Here is a 17,827-nt window from a genome sequence, read left to right on the forward strand (position 1 = left end):
TGTGTCTCCACGATCCCATTTTATGAGACGTATACTACCCCCTTATCTATTTCTTGTCCTGTTTCTGCTTTCCTGGCTGACTAGCTGGGGGCAAAACAACTACCCGGTTCAGGTACAGGCAATAGCCAAACCACCGTACACGACTTATCTGGCCGATTTGTCCAGCCCAGCCAGTGAGCAGCTTTACGTTACGTTGCTCCTGAAGGATATGCAACTATCCAATCGGCAGGTTCGGCTAAAGACATCCATTGAAGGTCCGGGAACACGGATCATGGGCATGGACAACGTACCGGCCCCACCGGTTAATCTGCTGCCGGGTTCGATGATTCAACTAAAGGGCAGCGATCTGGCCGTTTACTTCCGGCCCGAAAACCTTCAGGTTCCACCCGCCCAGTACGGCCGTCCGTTACCAGAAGGAATGTACCGGTTCTGCTTTACGGTGTTCGATTACCAGACCAACCAGCAGTTATCGCCAACGGTATGTTCCAATTATGCCTGGCTGCAACGTAGCGAGCCCCCTCTGGTTGTGCTGCCAAGTAGTACCCAACCCGTTCCGGTTCAGTCAGCTCAGCAGATCGTGTTCCAGTGGATACCTCGCCACAGCCAGGTGAGCGCAGTTGAGTATGAGATAACCCTCACCGAAATTATTGTTCCACAAGGGTTCAACGGGAACCCTCAAAACCTGTTTTTTTCCCAGCCGCCTTATTTTGTTACCCGCACTTCGGGAAGCAGCTTTCTTTATGGCCCTTCTCAGCCTCCGCTAACGCCCGGCCGGCTTTATGGTTACCGCGTACAGGCCGTTCCTAAACCGGGGCAGGAAGGTCGGACTTCATTTGCGAATGATGGCTACTCGCCGGTTGGCTTCTTTTCGTATGGCTATGGCGCGAGTCAGGATGCATTGGCACTCGTACGGAGTCTCCAGAAAAAACTGGCTCCCCCCACGCCACCCGACAACATCCTCAAAACGATCAAAGGGCAGGTGATCTGGTCGTTCAAGAAATCAGAACTTGAAACCGATACCGAACAGGGTGATTGGGTTGTAGATACTCCGGATCAGGCAGCCGTTAAAGCGACTCCACAGGCAACGAATTCTGTCGAGAAGAGCCATGTAGCCAATCCGCTCGAAAATGCACAGGTGAGCATACTGGCCGACGGCAAGTTGATCGGTACGGCCAAAACGGATAACGAAGGTAAGTATGAAATAAAAGGTTTCAATCCCGACGTACTAAAGGGAGTGACAGACCTGACGGTAAAAGCTACATCGACCGAGGACTTCACAACCATGACGTATACGGTACCCATTAAACGGGGACAGCCTGAATATGACCTTGGTCAGACGACATTGGTTGCGCAAACCTTCCGATTCTCCTCCCAGCTTGTCGCTCCTAATTTACCCAAAGAAGGACTCGTTCTCCGCATCCTCCGCAGCAAGGATATTATCAACCGATTACCCTATCTGCTCAAAGAAGGAAACGGTAAACGCGAAGAGATCACCTACAACGGCAAGTCGTATGTGAGCATTGCTACCATTAAATCGATTCAGGCAGCCCGGCGTATTTTCTACAATACAACCGCAGGCGACCATTTTGTGGCAGAGGTCACTATACAGGGGAAATCGCCCATGTATTATCCGCTCAGTAAAATCAATGAAAAGGCGGATCAACTGGGCAACAAAGCCGTACAGCTTTTTCAAAAGCTTCTCGCCTACAAAAGCACAGTGACCGTGGCGGGTAAAGTCGGGATAAGTAACCCGACTTTCACACCCCGTGAAGGTGTACAGGTTACAGTAACAATCGCCAAAAATGATCTGGTGTCGCCCCCAGCCAATGGAGCCGATTTCACCAAAACCGTTACGTCCGACATCTCGGGTCAGTATACGCTGGCCGAACTGCCCTTGCTCAAGAAAAATGCGCAGTTAAAACTGACGGCGGTCGATAACCGACTGTCGCCCATTCCGCTCAACGAATCCGTAACGTATACGGGTAATGGTCAGATCGCTAAAGACCTCACCATCGACAACTCTGTTTCGTTGATAGCGGGTGTTGTGAAGGATCAGTTTGGCAAGCCGGTAAGTGGTGCTTTTGTTAAAGTGCTGTCGACAGGTCAGATCATACGTGCCAATGAATCTGGCTTTTTTGTGGCTAAAGCGTATGGTTCTAATTCGGTATCGCTTCAGTATGTGGCCCCTGGCTTTGAACAGAAGTTACTGAGTTATCCCGTTAATAGCCAGGGAAATAAGTGGAATAATTTAGTAGGCAATATCACGGGCCTCTATAGCTTATTGAAAGGGTTAGGCCAGTCGGTATTGTCGAAGTCGAATATTGCTGCGTTTACCAAACGCGTTCTTCCCGGCGACAAAGTAAAGAGTGTCGCCAGTGCGGGAACCGTGGTCATTCAAAATCTGGAGGGTAGCATCCGCTTCATTGCCAGCGCCAACGACAGTCCGGTTTCGGTTAAAATTGAACTGGGTAACGGAAAATCAGGGACTACGGGCACTACAGGCTGGTATTATAAAGGTACGGCCGAAGTCGTTACGTATAAAGCAACACCGCTGGATGGTGGGCTTGGGCTGCTACCCGTTGCGGGTGAGCTAACGCTGAAGGCGGGAGAGGCAAAATCGGTTTCGCTGACGCTGGAACCAGGTATTGCCCTGACGGGTAAGGTATCAAACAAAGGCACAAAGGGGGCCATTAAACAGGCAACGCTTCAGGTTCAGGATTTGCCTTATACCGCGCAGACCGACGACAAGGGAAAGTATACGCTTTATGTACCCGTAGGAAAAGAAATTAAAGTAAAGGCCAGTGCCCGAAAATTCAGTACAGCTTCGGTTGCGATGACGGTAAGCAAGAGCCGCACCGAAAATTTTTCACTGAAGGAACTCCCGGCTGACATGCCCGAACTTAAAACGCTGCTGGGTTACAGCGTCGACGCCGACAAAGTTGACATGGTCAGCGATAAAACCGTTAAGGTGTCGGGCCGAGTAATACTGCCGGCTACTGGCATTTTCGAAGCAACATCGGCCAAGTCGCTGGATTTCACCAACGTGGAGATGGAGGTAGACGAAGACGGTAATGGTATTCCGACCCGAGACGTTGTTTTTAAGGAGGTTGAACTCGATTTGAAGGGCTACAAGTTTGCACCGGTTATGCTCGAAAGTAAGGTGGGGCTGGTGTTGAAAAAGCTAGCAACGAGCCAGACGACCGGACTAATCGGTGGGGAACGGCTTCGACTGAATTCCGACCGTGCTCCGCAGACAGCGCGTCTTAATCTGAGTGATCTGCCCCGTACCACGCTCAGTTTCATCGATCCATTGGGTACGAAAGATGCGTTTAAAGTAGCATTCTCGAGTCTCAATACGTATCCCGCAACGCAAAACACGGCCCAGTATCAGCTTGAATTTGGCGAGAGCACGATGCCATTAAAAGACCTGACGCTCTCCGAAATTAATCGAATCAAGGGGCAGGCCGATCGCTACGTTCCATTTCAGGTCTCGTTTCTTACCTTTCTGTTCGACAAAAATAACTGTGTTCTGAACGAACAGGGTATCAAGTTTGCCGGGAAAGTTCACCTGCCCAATGCCCCCAGATTCATCCTGAGCACCGACGACGTAGAGCTTGACAATTTCACGATTGACCGAAATCTGGAGCTGGCAACACCAACCTTTAAAATTAGCGAAACAACACCGCTTAAAGCCAGAATGGGTAGCTGGCGGGCATCACTTACCGGTCTGATCATCTCCAGTAATTTCAGCAGTGTGGGTTTTGCTGGACGGATTAGTTCGACCGATAACGCCAGCAATGACTTTTCCATCGACAAGCTGGCTTACGTGAAACAGGCCGATGGTCTCAGGATTGCGGGTAAGATTCTGCTTCCGGAGGATGGCTATAAATTCCATTCTTTAAGCCTAAAAAAGCCTGATGGCTTTGAATTAGCCTACATAGCTCAGAAGAGAGCGTATGAAATAGATGGCGCATCGTCGATGGCCTACAACGGCACCTCCGATAATAAGGTAATACAACGTCTTTTCCCGATAGAAGTACAACGGTTCATCTATCGCAGTAACCACGATATGTTTGTCACGACGAAGGCAAACTCCACGGCAGAGGTGGGCCCGATAAATGTCATTCTTCAGAAATTTGTTTTCTACCGGGGCTTCGACATTACGTTTGAGAGCATGAGAGACTATATGGCTAGTAACACCAACGAAGGGTTCAGCCTTATAGACGCTAATTCAACTACGGGTGAGGCTACAATCGACGAACAGGAAAACCCGAACGAAGTACCCTATACGGAGTCGAGTATGTCCTGGGGGATTGGCATAGCTGGGAAAGTGGAAGTCGACATCCCGTTTATTGATGCCAAAGCGCAGGCGTCCTTGCTAGTTGTCAATAACCAGGGCAAGGTACAAATGAAGGTCGATTCTCTTGATTTCCTCATTGATGGTCCAGGCTTTATTGCCGCGCTCAGCGCCAGGGGCGAATTCTCTGATGATCGGCAGGGATTCGAAGGTTCAGGCGTATTTAAAATACCCAAAGTAATTGAGACACAAATTGATTGCAGTTTTAAATTCTACAAGCTAGGGCCAGCCAAATCTGACATCGAACTAGGATTAAAACTGGTAGTTGGCACCGGGGCTCCGATTCCAATGGGGCCGGTTAGCTGGATCCGGTTAGGAGGAGAAGTCGACTTCAACATAAAAGAAAGGAAATATTATGTCGCATTAATGGGAGAACTAGTACCGACTGGCCTCAACTCGAACCTGAATAATGTGGTGTCTGCTCATAAAGATAAGATCATCGAATCAGCTCCTATATCAACTATCAAGAATAAAACTTTAGATGCTGCATTATCACTTACTAATAACCTCGAAAAACTGGCCCCAAGATTTATCTCAGGGAAGGTGGCCCAAATAGCTGACAAGACCAGGGCGAAAATCAGCGATATTAGCGATATTAAGGAACAGAGTAGTAAAGCAGAAGAAAATCACCTCGTTGTATTTGATCGAGTAAAATTGAGCGTGCTTTTCGATATTGATGAATGCGGTGTTCTGCCCGTTATCAAAGGCTCAGCCGGGTTGAAAATGCTTAAATTAGACCTGGGTACGGTGGAGGCTACGGTTGACTTTTGCGGAGCCCGGTTGGTGGTCGGTGTCAATTCCAATATTGATCCACTGAAAGGGTTAGCAACCATAAAAGTTAATGGCCTTCTCTACGTCAAACCTGACATGCTATTTGTCGGCTGCAATGTGGAAGCAAGCGTATTGAAGCTCGTAAAAGCTAACGCCTTTTTTGCATTAGGAATTAACGCAAAACGGTCGGAAATGCCAGAGAGCGAAGCAATCTGGCAGAATATTACACCCGCAGCGCTCGATGAGGGTGGACAGCGGCTCCATGGTATCAATCTGAATCAGGAAGCTACGCTGGCATCTGGTAATGGTGGTTTCGATATAAAAGTATTTTCCTTCAAGTATTCGTATTACGCCAAGGCAAACCTTACTGCCTACACCCATTTCGCTAAACCTGATTTCCTGATTCGAGCCGAGGGATCTGTGGGGGGGAGTGCGAACCTTAAAGGACTGGGTTTACGAATTGAGGGCGGTATTCGGGCAGACGTGAGTCTTGAGGGAGGTTATAATGAATCAGAGGGATGGAATTTGAAAGGGGATGCTTCCGTAAGCGCATACATTCAAAATGATGGCACACGCAAGTGTAATACGGTTGGTTTGGGTTACATACGTAAGTCGTATAGATATTGGAATCAATTTCACTATTCGTGCAATGAGGATTTGGTGTACCAGAGAAAACAAACTTATTATCCTGTCCTACCGGAAATATATGGGCAGGATTTAAACAGACGATGGGAACCTGGCAATTTGGGTGGGTACATTGGAAATATGCCTCAGGTAGCGTCAATTATTTCTAGCCTGGCATTGATTTCAGAACAAAACGCTATGGACGAAGGGAAATCTGAATTTGAAGTCGATGTATATGAAGAGAAAGCGATCAGAGACTTAGATAATAAAATCAGGGCAATGCCTCCGTCGTTTGAGGGGTTACTGAAAAAAAGAGATGAGGTACCGAACATGGTTAATGCTATACTTGAAGGCGATTATCCCAATTTTACCGTGGTAGGTACTAAAACGTTCAAAACGCGCCCCCACTGTTATGTAACGGGTACAAGTAAAAGCCTTGGGCTCGAATATAAATTCTGTTTAGACTTCAAAAAATCATTTCGGTTTACGTCAAAATAGTCAAACGTACTCATTCACGTGAAAGTCATTCATAAACTTTTGATCCCGTTCGTTTTTCTGTCGGCTGGTCTGACAACGGGTGTAGCCCAAAGTCAGGTTGATCCAAATTTATTGATCATGCCTTCGCCCAAAGGCAACTATCTGTTTGTTCAGCCAGTAGCGCCTGAGACCAGTGACTTCATCCAACAGCTGAATACCGCTTATTATCAGATTAAGCGGCTGGCGTTGGTCAAAAAAACCAGTCTGCGCTATCTGGAGCAGCTCGAAAACGGGAAACCTCCTGAGGATCTCAAGCTGGCGGAGGTCGGTCAGCTCCGACGGCCCAAAACGATGGCGGATGTGCGGAAAGTCGTACCGGAAGAGTTTATTGGTTATCTAAAGAAAGCAACAGAGCAGTCGACCGATGAGCAGTTCCTGTCCTTTTTAAACACACATTCCAACCCTGCCGATTATGGTGTCCTGGGCAGTGAAGTAGCGCTCCAGTTAGTACTAGGCAACGTGTATCTCGATACCGATGTCAAACCGGGCATGATGTATCTGTATCAGGTAATACGGGTGGATAAATCGAATAAAAAGACATTTTGGGCGCAGGGAATTACCGTAGCGGGTGCGGAAAACGAAACCCTGGGTCAGCTTAACACCCAGTTAAGTGGAGTAGCAGGGGATGACAGTTTGGTAACGGTGAAGTGGCACATACCCATCAACCCACTTAATTCGACCCCAAAATTCCCGATTCTCTATCAGGTTGACCCTCAGGACCAGGCATCTCGGCGGAACGTTTCGTTCTACCCCACAGAACCCCGAACGATACGGGCCTCCGTCTGGCTATTCAATGACAACAGCTGGAAGAAAGAGTCCACACTGATTCCGACCATGAATGATGCGGGCGATACGCTGACCTTTTACTGGTCGAAACCCTGCGTTCCTGAAGAAGTGGTCCGCGTATTTCTGCTTCCTCAGGATTTGGTCGAGAATCCGGGTACACCTTCGGATACGGCTACAGCAGTCGCTATCGGCAACAACAAAATAAAGCTGATTTACGGGGCCAAAGCGCAGGACACTACCGATGCCATTCGGGTGAGCTGGGCCCAATTACCAGCGAAGCCGTATTATACGGGCATTGAGATTGCCCGCGATAATGGGGCCGACAGTACGTTCTCCGTAATAGCACAATTGACACCTTCAGACAGTAGTTTTTACGACTACTATATCCGTCCCGGCGTTTCATACACCTATCGGGTGCGGCCTTTGTTTATTCCATTACAAGGACTGGTTCAATCGATTGCGGCTGAAGCCATTGGTACCGGGACAAAGTTTTCCCGGCCACTACCCGTTTCGGATTTACAGGTCCAGCATGAAGGACGTAACATCCGTCTGAACTGGACCGGAACCGACAGCCCGAGTGTGTTTAGTTATTACGTATACAGGGGAACGTCAAAAGATAATCTGTCGCGGGTAAGTGGCACGCTACGAAAAACGACGACGTTTCTAGACAGTTCAGACGTATTAAGTGGGCGGTCGGAATATTTCTACAGCATACTAACGATGAATCTGACGCAGGATACCAGTGAACTGGCTCCGCCCGTCGCCATCCGCCCGCTCCGCTCCATCGAAACAACGTATCCCAAAACCGTAGAGGCCGCCTTGATCAACAAGGAAGTTTGGCTTAGCTGGAACGATGTACGTACCGAAGACAACATTCTGACGGGTTTCATTATTCAGCGAAAAAGCGAACCGAATGGAATGTTCCGGCCTTTGAGCCAGACCGTACTAGACCAGCCTTCCTTTACCGACACAACCCTTCGGGAAGGGCAAACCGTCTGGTATCGTGTGGCGGCTGTTACGGCTTTTGGCGATACGACCGCTTTTTCGAACGATGCCGAACTCAGCTTGCCCAGACCCGACCCTGATCCGGTTTTCACGTTCTATGTCCGTAACATTTCGCAGGGTATTGAAGTAAGCTGGCCCCGTATTAACGATGGTAAGCGGGAGAAGTACGGAATTTACCGCCGGGAAGCTACCTCCGATACGTTCACCAAAATCGGTGAAGCCAGTAGCCAGGAAACCCAGTTTCTGGACCCTCAGGTGGAGTCCGGCACCAAATACGTTTATTCTGTTACGTCTATCGAAGCGGCCAACCGCGAGAGCAAACGGGTTAAATCGCTGGCAATTGTCCGGGAATAAGTTCTATCGACTGATTTTACCACTTTGATGAAAACTATACACACTCTTTTTCGCTGCTTACTGATGATCGTCGGTCTGATGCAACTGGCGTCGGCAACGTATGGTCGGGAAATAGTGGCAACCGGAAAAACGGATGCTGCTACCTCTTCCCCGCTGAAAGCGGCTGCTACGATTACTGGCCATCCTTTAAGTGCGACCGTTTGCCCAGGCCAGCCCACTACACTGAGCGTAACGGCAACGGGTACCGCCCTGACGTATCAGTGGCGTAAAAACAACACGAACCTGGTGGGGGCCACGGCTGCCACCTACACAATTGCCAACGTACTGCCGGAAGATGCTGGCAGTTACGACGTAGTCGTAGGCAGTTCTACCGGCCCGGCAACCAGTAATCCGGCCGTGCTGACTGTTCGCCCCTATACACTGATTCCAACGCCACCTGTCGCACAAACCGCCAATGTGGGCAGCCCCGTTACCTTTTCAGCGGTAGCAACGGGCGATATTACCGGCTACCAATGGCTCAAAAACGATGTAGCTATTCCCAGTGCTACCAGTACCATCTTTACGATTCCCAGCGTCACAACTGCCGACGCAGGATTATACACAATACGTGTATTCGCACCTTGTGGTGCTCAAACCGCCATGCCGGTCAATCTGGTTGTCAACGGAACGTCTTCCTCGCCAATTACGATTACCGAACATCCTACGTCACAAACTGCCTGTGCTGGTGGTTCGGCTACGTTTCGGGTTATGGCAACGGGCGATAATATAACCAGCATTCGGTGGCGTAAGAACGGAACGATAATACCAGGTCTGGCCAGTGGAGCAGCGTATACGATAGCCCCGCTCAGCAGTGCCGATGAGGGCGAATATGATGCCGTGTTAACTAATGCCAGCGGCTCAGTAACCAGCAATAAAGCTACGTTAACGGTTCGGTCGTCGGCAACAATTACCAGCCATCCTGCCGGGCAAACTGTTTGCGCAGGCAATTCGGCTACTTTTTCAGTAGCTGTTTCGGGTAGTGTGACTGGCTATCAATGGCGAAAAGACGGGAGCGATATTCCGGGAGCCACCAATGCAACTTATACGGTTTCCAGCGCTTCCACAGCCGACAGAGGGGAGTATGACGTACAGGTTAACACTTCCTGTGGCCTCATCACCAGTAACCCCGCTACGTTGGTGTTTGTGTCACGACTCATGGTGCTCGCAACCCCTTCGTCACAGACAGTCTGTACAGGGGGAGCTGCAACATTTGGGGTGGCCGTGGCGGGGAGCGACCTAACGGGTTATCAGTGGCGCAAAAACGGTATAGCAATACCCGGTGCTACCAATCCCTCCTTCCCTCTGTCCAATGTTACCAGCAACGACGCTGGCGAATATGAGATATTGGTAAGTAATGTCTGTGGCGTTACGACCAGTAACAAAACTGTCTTAATCGTTGCCACACCGCTTCAATTATCCGTGTCGGCGACGCCTGTTTCCTGTTTTCAGGGAAACACCGGACAGGCAAGTGTAGCCGTCAGCGGAGGCACAGGCAATTATACATATCGCTGGAATACCGGAGCAACCACGGCGACCATAAACAATCTTGCCGCTGGTACGTATTCGGTAGTGGTAACCGACGGAGCAGGCTGTTCGAACAGTGCTAACGTAACGGTCAATCAGCCTACGGAACTGGTATTAACCGCTACGCCTACGGCCGTTAACTGTTTTGGTGGTAACGATGGTAGTGCTACGGCATCGGCTACAGGAGGAACGAGTCCTTACAACTATCGCTGGAATACCGGTGCTACTACGTCTACCTTGACAGGAATTACTGCCGGGACATATTCGGTGACGGTTACCGACGCCAATGGTTGTCAACAGAGCAAAACAGTAACCATTAACCAGCCCACGCAGTTGGTCGTGACGACTACTTCTACAGCGGTTAAGTGTTTTGGCGGTAATGACGGTCAGGTAATTACGAACGTATCAGGTGGTACTGGCTCTTATCGTTTTAGCTGGAATACCGGAGCGACATCGTCTGTCTTGACTGGCATTACGGCCGGAACCTATCAGGTAACCGTTACCGATGCCAATGGTTGTCAACAAACGGCCACCGCACAAGTGAATCAGCCTACTACGTTACTAACCCTCACTACATCTGTCACGGCAGTCAAATGTTTTAATACCCGCGATGGGGTTGCTTCTGCGCTCGCATCTGGTGGTGGAACAGCCTACAATTATCAATGGAGTACCGGTGCCAACACGCCATCTATTTCTGGCTTGGCACCTGGGGCTTACTCTGTACAGGTAACCGACAACAACGGCTGTATCCGATCGGCCAGTGTCGATATTTCGCAACCTACTCTGTTATCGCTGACGACTTCTAGTACGGCGGTCAAATGTTTTGGTAATAACGACGGTAGTGCCAACGTCATCGCCAGTGGTAGTGTGGGCAACTACACCTACACCTGGAATACCGGAGCTACTACGTCCACGATCAACAGCCTAACGGCGGGTAGTTATTCCGTGCAGGTGAGTGATGCAAACGGCTGTCAGCAAACCGGGTCTGTTGAGGTTACCCAGCCAACTCGCCTGTTGCTATCGCTTCAGAAAAGTGATATCAAATGCTTTAGTGGAAACGATGGTCAGGTAACTTCCTCAGTTACCGGTGGGGTTGGCAATTACGTCTACCAATGGAATACAGGTGCCACTACATCCACAATAACAGGACTGGTAACGGGGACTTATCAATTGACCATTACCGACGCTAACAGTTGTCAGCAGACGGCCAGCGTTCAGGTTGACCAGCCAGCTACCCTGTTGACGCTCACCACATCTACTACACCAGCCCGTTGTTTCAACAACCGTGATGGCTTAGCTTCGGTTACGGCATCTGGCGGTGGAACAGCCTACCATTACCAATGGAGTACCGGTGCCAACACACCATCCATTTCTGGATTGGCAGCAGGGATATACTCCGTCCAGGTAACTGACAACAAGGGGTGTGTAAAATCGACCAGTGTTGATATTTCGCAACCTACTCTGTTATCGCTGACTACTTCCAGTACGGCGGTCAAATGTTTTGGTAATAACGACGGTAGTGCTGCTGTGTCGGCCAGCGGCAGTGTGGGCAATTACACCTATGTCTGGAACACCGGAGGAACAACTACTTCCATCTCAAGCCTGACGGCGGGAAGTTATTCGGTACAGGTAACCGATGCCAATGGCTGTCGACAAAGCAGTGTGGTTGAGGTTACCCAGCCTACCCGAGTGCTGCTGACGTTGCAGAAAGATGATGTGAAATGTTTTGGTGGTAACGATGGTAAAGTGATATCCACCCCAACGGGCGGAGTGGGCGATTACACGTATCGTTGGAGTACGGGTGCTACCATGCCCACATTGACTGGGTTGGTAACGGGAACGTATCAACTGACTGTCGCCGATGGCAACAGTTGTCAGCAAACGGCTAGTATTCAGATCGATCAGCCAACTATGGTCGTACTTAGCATCAGCAGCACAGCCGCCAAATGTTTCCAGAGTGCCGACGGGGCGGCATCGGTTACAGTTGCCGGTGGGGTAGGCAACTATACGTATCGCTGGAGTAACGGAGCTACTAACGCCATTGCGAACAATATTACCGCCGGTACATATTCCGTCGATGTTGCGGATGCCAATGGATGTACCAAAACTACCAGTGTTGAAGTTACCCAACCGGTGGCGATTGTGCTCACCACCAAAAATACAGCCGCTACATGTTTCCAGAGTAGCGACGGCAGCGCATCTGTAGCAGCTACCGGCGGTGTAGGCACTTATACGTATCGCTGGAGTACAGGAGCAACAACACCTGATATTTCCGGCATCAATGCGGGAACGTATCAGGTTGCGGTTACCGACGCAAATAGCTGTGTCAGAACCGCCAGTGTCGACATTAACCAGCCTACGCAACTAATGCTTGCCATGAGCAGCACCACTGTTAAATGCTTTGGTGGCAATACCGGCACGGCCACTGTTTTGGCCAGTGGAAGTGTAGGCGATTATACATATCGTTGGAATACAGGCGCCACGACGTCTGCCATTACCAGTCTGACGGTTGGTAATTACCAGGTAAGTGTGACCGATAGGAACAATTGTCAACAGCTGGCCAGTGTTGAGGTAAAGCAACCTACCCAACTAGTGTTTAGTCTGGAAAAAGAGAACGTAAAGTGCTTTGGAGGTAGTGATGGTAAAATTATCCTCTCGGCAACCGGTGGTGTTGGCGGCTATCAGGTTATTTCCAATGGTACTACAACCGCGTTTACAGGTGGTGGGCAACATGTAGTAACGGGTCTGCCACCAGCCTCTTACCAACTGATTGTTGCTGATGCCAATGCCTGTCAGGCAACAGCGCAGACGGCCCTGATCGAACAGCCTAAACAAGCAGTTGCTGTAACTCTTGCCAAAGCTTCTGATCCACGTGGTTTTGGTCTGACCGATGGATCGATTAGTGTAGAGATTGCAGGAGGTACTCCTCAATACCAAACCAGTTGGAAAAACGGCGTAGGAACAATCATCGGTGCAGGACAATCGACAAACGGCGGAGCCGCGAATGAACTGACTCAGCTTGGCGACGAAACCTATACGATCACCATTCAGGATGCCAATTATAGTCTGGCGACGCAGAAAGAAGGTTGTATGGCAACGCTTACGCAAAAACTCACACAACCACCTAAGCTTACGCTTGTGCTGAAAACTACCCAGCCTGTTTCCTGCTTCGGGCGTAAAGATGCCCAAATTCAGGCAACAGCCGATGGTGGCGTACCAATGAGCACAACGGATAAATATAGTTTTACATGGCAGCAACAAATTGGCGGTACGTATTCGACACTTACCCATGTTGGACCGACCATTCAGAATTTACCCGCCGGTAATTACCTCTGTATCGTAACGGACAAGAACGACATCACCCAGCAAACCGAACTACGGATTACGGAACCGACCAAACTAGTTGCCAATGCGTCGGGGGTTACCAATAACTTGTGCTATAACGACCAGAAAGGAACAGCCGTTGTTCAGATGCAGGGAGGAACATTGCCCTATCGTGTCGACTGGAGCAATGGCGCATCAGGGGCATCACTCAACAACCTGAAAGCGGGTCGATACCTGGCTATTGTTAGCGATCAGAATGGTTGTTCGGCCGAAGTGTCGGTCCGGATTCAGGAGCCAACGGCGGTAGAAGTATCGGTCCTAAAAAAACAGAATCCGACTTGCGATACCCAATGCGATGGCAGTATTCAGACAGCGACAAAAGGGGGCCTATCTCCGTATTCGTTTAGCTGGAATAACGGCCAGACTGGTACGTCGCTGGCAAACCTTTGTGGAGGATCATACACGCTGAGTGTTCGGGATGCCAACGGTTGTCAGGTAACTGCTCCGGCCGTTGAACTTATCAAACCTGCTTCTAAAACGTTGACGGTGTCGTCCGATCGCACAATCTGCGAAGGGCAAACGCTACAACTCGATGCTACGCAGCCCGGTAAGAATACCTATAACTGGACATTGCCCGCTGGTACCACGTCCGACAAGCCTCAGCAAACTATTGCCCAGGCCGGTCAGTATGCCGTTACGGTTACCGATAGTTTAGGTTGTTCTGCCCAGAATACCTTTACCATCCGAACTGCCCCATTGAATTCCCAACTACTCTTTCTAATCGCTAGTCAGGGGATTGTCAACGATACAATTGTCGTGGTTAACGTCAGCTCAGGTGATACTCAATTTGAGTGGTTAGTACCTGCCTCAGCCCGTGTGCTTAGCAAAACGTCTTCACGGCTGACGTTTGTCTGCCCACAGGCTGGTACCTATACAGTTGGGCTTCGAGGCTCTAATGGGACCTGTGAAGCCGAAATCTCCAAGACCATCACGATAAAGGCTTCATCGGGACGTCGGGCGACCGTTGTGGAACCAACGGCTACCGCTATCGTGGTGTATCCCAACCCTACATCCGGGCAATTTAAAGTCCAGGTCGATTTTGGCATTCCTACAAAATCCAGGTTATCAATCATAAATATCCGATCGGGGCAGTTCATGTATACGACTCAGCTCAACGGCCAGTCAAGTTATGAGCATCTGGTCGACTTACCCGACGTAGAGCCTGGAATCTATATCGTGCAGATCGCCACGAACACCCAGCAACTTACAAAACGCATTATCGTTACCCGCTAGATTCTAGACATTATGAAATCACTTATAGGTTTTTGGCTCCTGGGCCTGGCCAGTTTCGCCGGTAGTGCCTGCTACCGGGAGGTAAGTATTCCCGTTAAAACTGATTTTTCGGTAAAAGCGGTGAACGGTAATTTTACCCCTCCAGCAACCCTGGAGATTACCAATCTATCGACGGGTGCCGATACGTATCAGTGGACCTTTCAGGGAGCAGCGCCAGCCTCGTCTACAGATAAGACGCCAGTTGCTATCAAATACGCTACCAGCGGTTCATACACTATTAAACTGGTTGCGTCTAATGTTGATGGCGAACAGGACACCAAGGAGGTTACCGTCAAGATTGGCGAAAAACTGGCACCTGCGTTTCAGTTCGAGGTTATTGACAATCTTTACCCTCCCGTTACGGTAAAAATGAAAAACCTGTCGGCTGGGGGCGACCGGCTGGAGTGGACGTTTGAAGGTGGATCACCTGCCACCTCGACCGATGCCAATCCAAGCGTAGTATTTGCGACGCCTGGCACCCATAAAATATCGCTCAAGCTGTTCTACGGTACCTTCGCTCAGCAGAAAGACACGACTATCGTGGTTGATAAAGCACTGGCTCCTGCATTTGACTACCAACTGTCGCCAGAGGATTATGATGAAGAAGCCCCTCTGACCCTGACCACTCAAAACCAGACGGTAGGCGGTGTTTCGTACACATGGTCGGCCGAGGGCGGCAGCTTAACAACTCCCACCAGCAAGGAAACCGCCATTACATTCCAGAAAGAAGGGACGTACACCATTAAACTTGACGCCAGCAACTCCAAAACGAACCGGTCGGTAACCCGCACGATTGTGGTCAAGCCCAACCGCAACCTGTACGTTCTTACCGACGTGAAACTGGGTATCAACTCAGCCCAAAAAGATGTAGGTTGTTTCCTGTCAACCTCACAAAATCGGGTTTTCAAATCCAGCGATGTATTAACCGCCAAAGAAGGTGCTGCGATCGATGTTGTTTTTTTCGGTCTGAATCCGTCATTTACCTATAACCGATTCGTTTCACCAGCCGAGGCCGGAAGCTTAATTTTTGACGATATTCCCGGTGCGCAACCCGTGCGGTTTGTGAACGTAATAGAAAACTGTGAGACCTGTTCCCCTGTTACAGACGATCAGTTTGCCCAGGTCGCCGACGACTCCTGGCTGAAAACACTGACGATCCCGGAGCAGGAGGAAACCGTTGGTTTTTCCAACAAGAAAGTACCGCGTCTAATTCTATTTCAAACTCAGGATGGCCGTAAAGGCATCATTCAGATCACGCGCTTTGTTGAAGCCGGAGCATCCTCGTATATCATATGTACGATAAAGGTTATGAAACAATTCCGCTAAGAAACTGTCTGAAAATAGGTAACAAAGGAAGAAGGCATCGGTATTTGAATTGTCTTGCTGCCAATGATGCTTAAAAGACTCAAATAACTATTTTCAGATAGCCTCTTACGGTTTTCGGTTTACGGTCTACAGTTCTCCGTGGGCACAGACGGCGATTTATTCGCTTCATTCCAGTTTTTGCACAACGACTCCATAAACCGAAAACCGTATACCGAAAACCGTTAAACTTCCCAGCCTTTTCCACGGCATTTTAACCCGGTCTTGTTAAGTTTGGGGCTTCAAATAACCCGAGATGCCCGAAACACCGCTCCTTTCGCTCCAGAATACTACGGTCCGCCGACCCACCGGCCTGGTCCTTGAACACCTGAACTGGACCCTCCAAGCCGGCGAACACTGGGCCATTCTGGGATTGACCGGTTCTGGAAAAAGTTCGCTGCTGGATGCCCTGAGCGGACGTTTGCCGGTTTCGGCAGGAACGTATCACCACCCGGTCGGACCGCTGCGGGAAGTGGTGGAACAGGTCGCCAACGACTACCAGTTTGACCGGCAGGTGGCCGCAGCCGCGCAGTTTTACCAGCAACGTTTCAACGCGGATGCTGCGGAAGAAGCGCCAACCGTCTGGGAAGTGCTGCAAAACCGTGTGAAACCCGTCGGAACGGTCGACGACCAGTCCATTTCGCTGCCGCCCCCGGCCTATTCCGACGAATGGCTGGCCGAGGTAGCGGGCTGGGTGCACATCACCCATCTGCTGGACCGTCGGCTCACCTCGCTTTCCAACGGTGAAACCCGCCGGACGTTGCTGGCCCGGTCGCTGCTCCGTCGCCCGAGAATTCTGCTGCTGGACAATCCGTTTGGGGGGCTGGATGTAGCCAGCCGGGAACGTCTGCACGGGATTCTGAACCGGATTGCCGCGGAAGGAACTACCCTCGTTCTGGCAACCACTCCCCGCGAAATACCGGCCGCCATTACGCACGTGGCCGAACTGGCCGACGGCCAAATCCGCTGGCAGGGACCTAAAGCCGGGATGCCCGCCCTGCCCGAATCGGCGCCCGAAACCCTGACCGACCCGACCCTGTTGCCCCGCTGGCTCAACACGACGGCCAAACCGTTTGAAAGGGCCATCCGAATGCGGAATGTGACCGTGAGTTACGGTGAAAAAACAGTATTGCATGCCATCAACTGGGAAGTGCGACGGGGTGAAAAATGGGCGGTTCTGGGTCCGAATGGCTCGGGAAAATCCACGCTGCTCAGCCTGATTACCGCCGACAACCCGCAGAGCTACCGCAATGATTATGAACTATTTGACCGGAAACGTGGCACGGGAGAAAGCATCTGGGACATCAAACGCAACATCGGTTTTGTATCGCCCGAACTTCACCTCTATTTTCCCCGCGAACAACCGGTCTGGAAAGTGGTCGCTTCGGGCCTTTTCGATACGGCGGGCCTGTTTCGCAGGCTGACCGAGGACCAAACCGGGCAGGTCGGTTTTATGCTGGATTTGCTCCGCATTCAGCATCTGCGCGACAAACGCCTTTCGCAGCTTTCGACGGGCGAACAACGCTGGGTCTTGCTGGCCCGCGCGCTGGCCAAAAATCCGCCCCTGCTCGTGCTGGACGAACCCTGTCAGAATCTTGATCCGGCCCACATTACCCGGTTTCGGGATCTGGTGGATGAACTGTGCCAGTCGGCCGACCGGACTCTGCTGTACGTGTCGCATTACGCCGAAGAAATTCCGGCCTGCGTTACGCGGGTGCTGCACCTGGATGCCGGAAAAGGGGAAATAGAGTCGTGGTAAATTCCCGCACCGAATACTCAATAAGTCTGTCTTTCCTGGCCTTCGGCACGTAT

Annotated in this window: 5 protein-coding genes; all 5 read left to right on the forward strand. The window is 50.5% G+C overall.

Features of this window, described 5'->3' with window-relative positions:
* Positions 1-22: 22 nt before the first annotated feature.
* On the forward strand, positions 23-6,250 hold the full coding sequence (locus ACFPMF_RS04700) for a hypothetical protein (RefSeq protein WP_379841624.1): 6,228 nt from the start codon (positions 23-25) through the stop codon (positions 6,248-6,250).
* An 18-nt stretch (positions 6,251-6,268) separates the two neighbouring features.
* Positions 6,269-8,434, forward strand: a complete 2,166-nt coding sequence (locus tag ACFPMF_RS04705) for a fibronectin type III domain-containing protein (protein ID WP_379841626.1) — start codon at positions 6,269-6,271, stop codon at positions 8,432-8,434.
* Between the two features lie 27 nt (positions 8,435-8,461).
* Positions 8,462-14,614 carry a T9SS type A sorting domain-containing protein gene (locus ACFPMF_RS04710; RefSeq protein ID WP_379841628.1) on the forward strand — a complete coding sequence of 2,051 codons (6,153 nt, stop codon included), beginning with the start codon at positions 8,462-8,464 and terminating at the stop codon, positions 14,612-14,614.
* Between the two features lie 12 nt (positions 14,615-14,626).
* Complete coding sequence (locus tag ACFPMF_RS04715; RefSeq protein WP_379841630.1) at positions 14,627-15,979, forward strand: PKD domain-containing protein; 1,353 nt, start codon at positions 14,627-14,629, stop codon at positions 15,977-15,979.
* A 292-nt stretch (positions 15,980-16,271) separates the two neighbouring features.
* Positions 16,272-17,774 carry an ATP-binding cassette domain-containing protein gene (locus ACFPMF_RS04720; RefSeq protein WP_379841632.1) on the forward strand — a complete coding sequence of 501 codons (1,503 nt, stop codon included), beginning with the start codon at positions 16,272-16,274 and terminating at the stop codon, positions 17,772-17,774.
* Positions 17,775-17,827 lie beyond the last annotated feature (53 nt).

The sequence above is a fragment of the Larkinella bovis genome, from assembly GCF_042655385.1.
GTDB lineage: Bacteria > Bacteroidota > Bacteroidia > Cytophagales > Spirosomataceae > Larkinella > Larkinella bovis.

Excerpts from the sequence above, each read along its gene's own strand:
- ACFPMF_RS04700 (WP_379841624.1), top strand. The coding sequence starts at position 23 with ATGAGACGTATACTACCCCCTTATCTATTTCTTGTCCTGTTTCTGCTT.
- ACFPMF_RS04710 (WP_379841628.1), top strand. The coding sequence starts at position 8,462 with ATGAAAACTATACACACTCTTTTTCGCTGCTTACTGATGATCGTCGGT.
- ACFPMF_RS04715 (WP_379841630.1), top strand. The coding sequence starts at position 14,627 with ATGAAATCACTTATAGGTTTTTGGCTCCTGGGCCTGGCCAGTTTCGCC.
- ACFPMF_RS04720 (WP_379841632.1), top strand. The coding sequence starts at position 16,272 with ATGCCCGAAACACCGCTCCTTTCGCTCCAGAATACTACGGTCCGCCGA.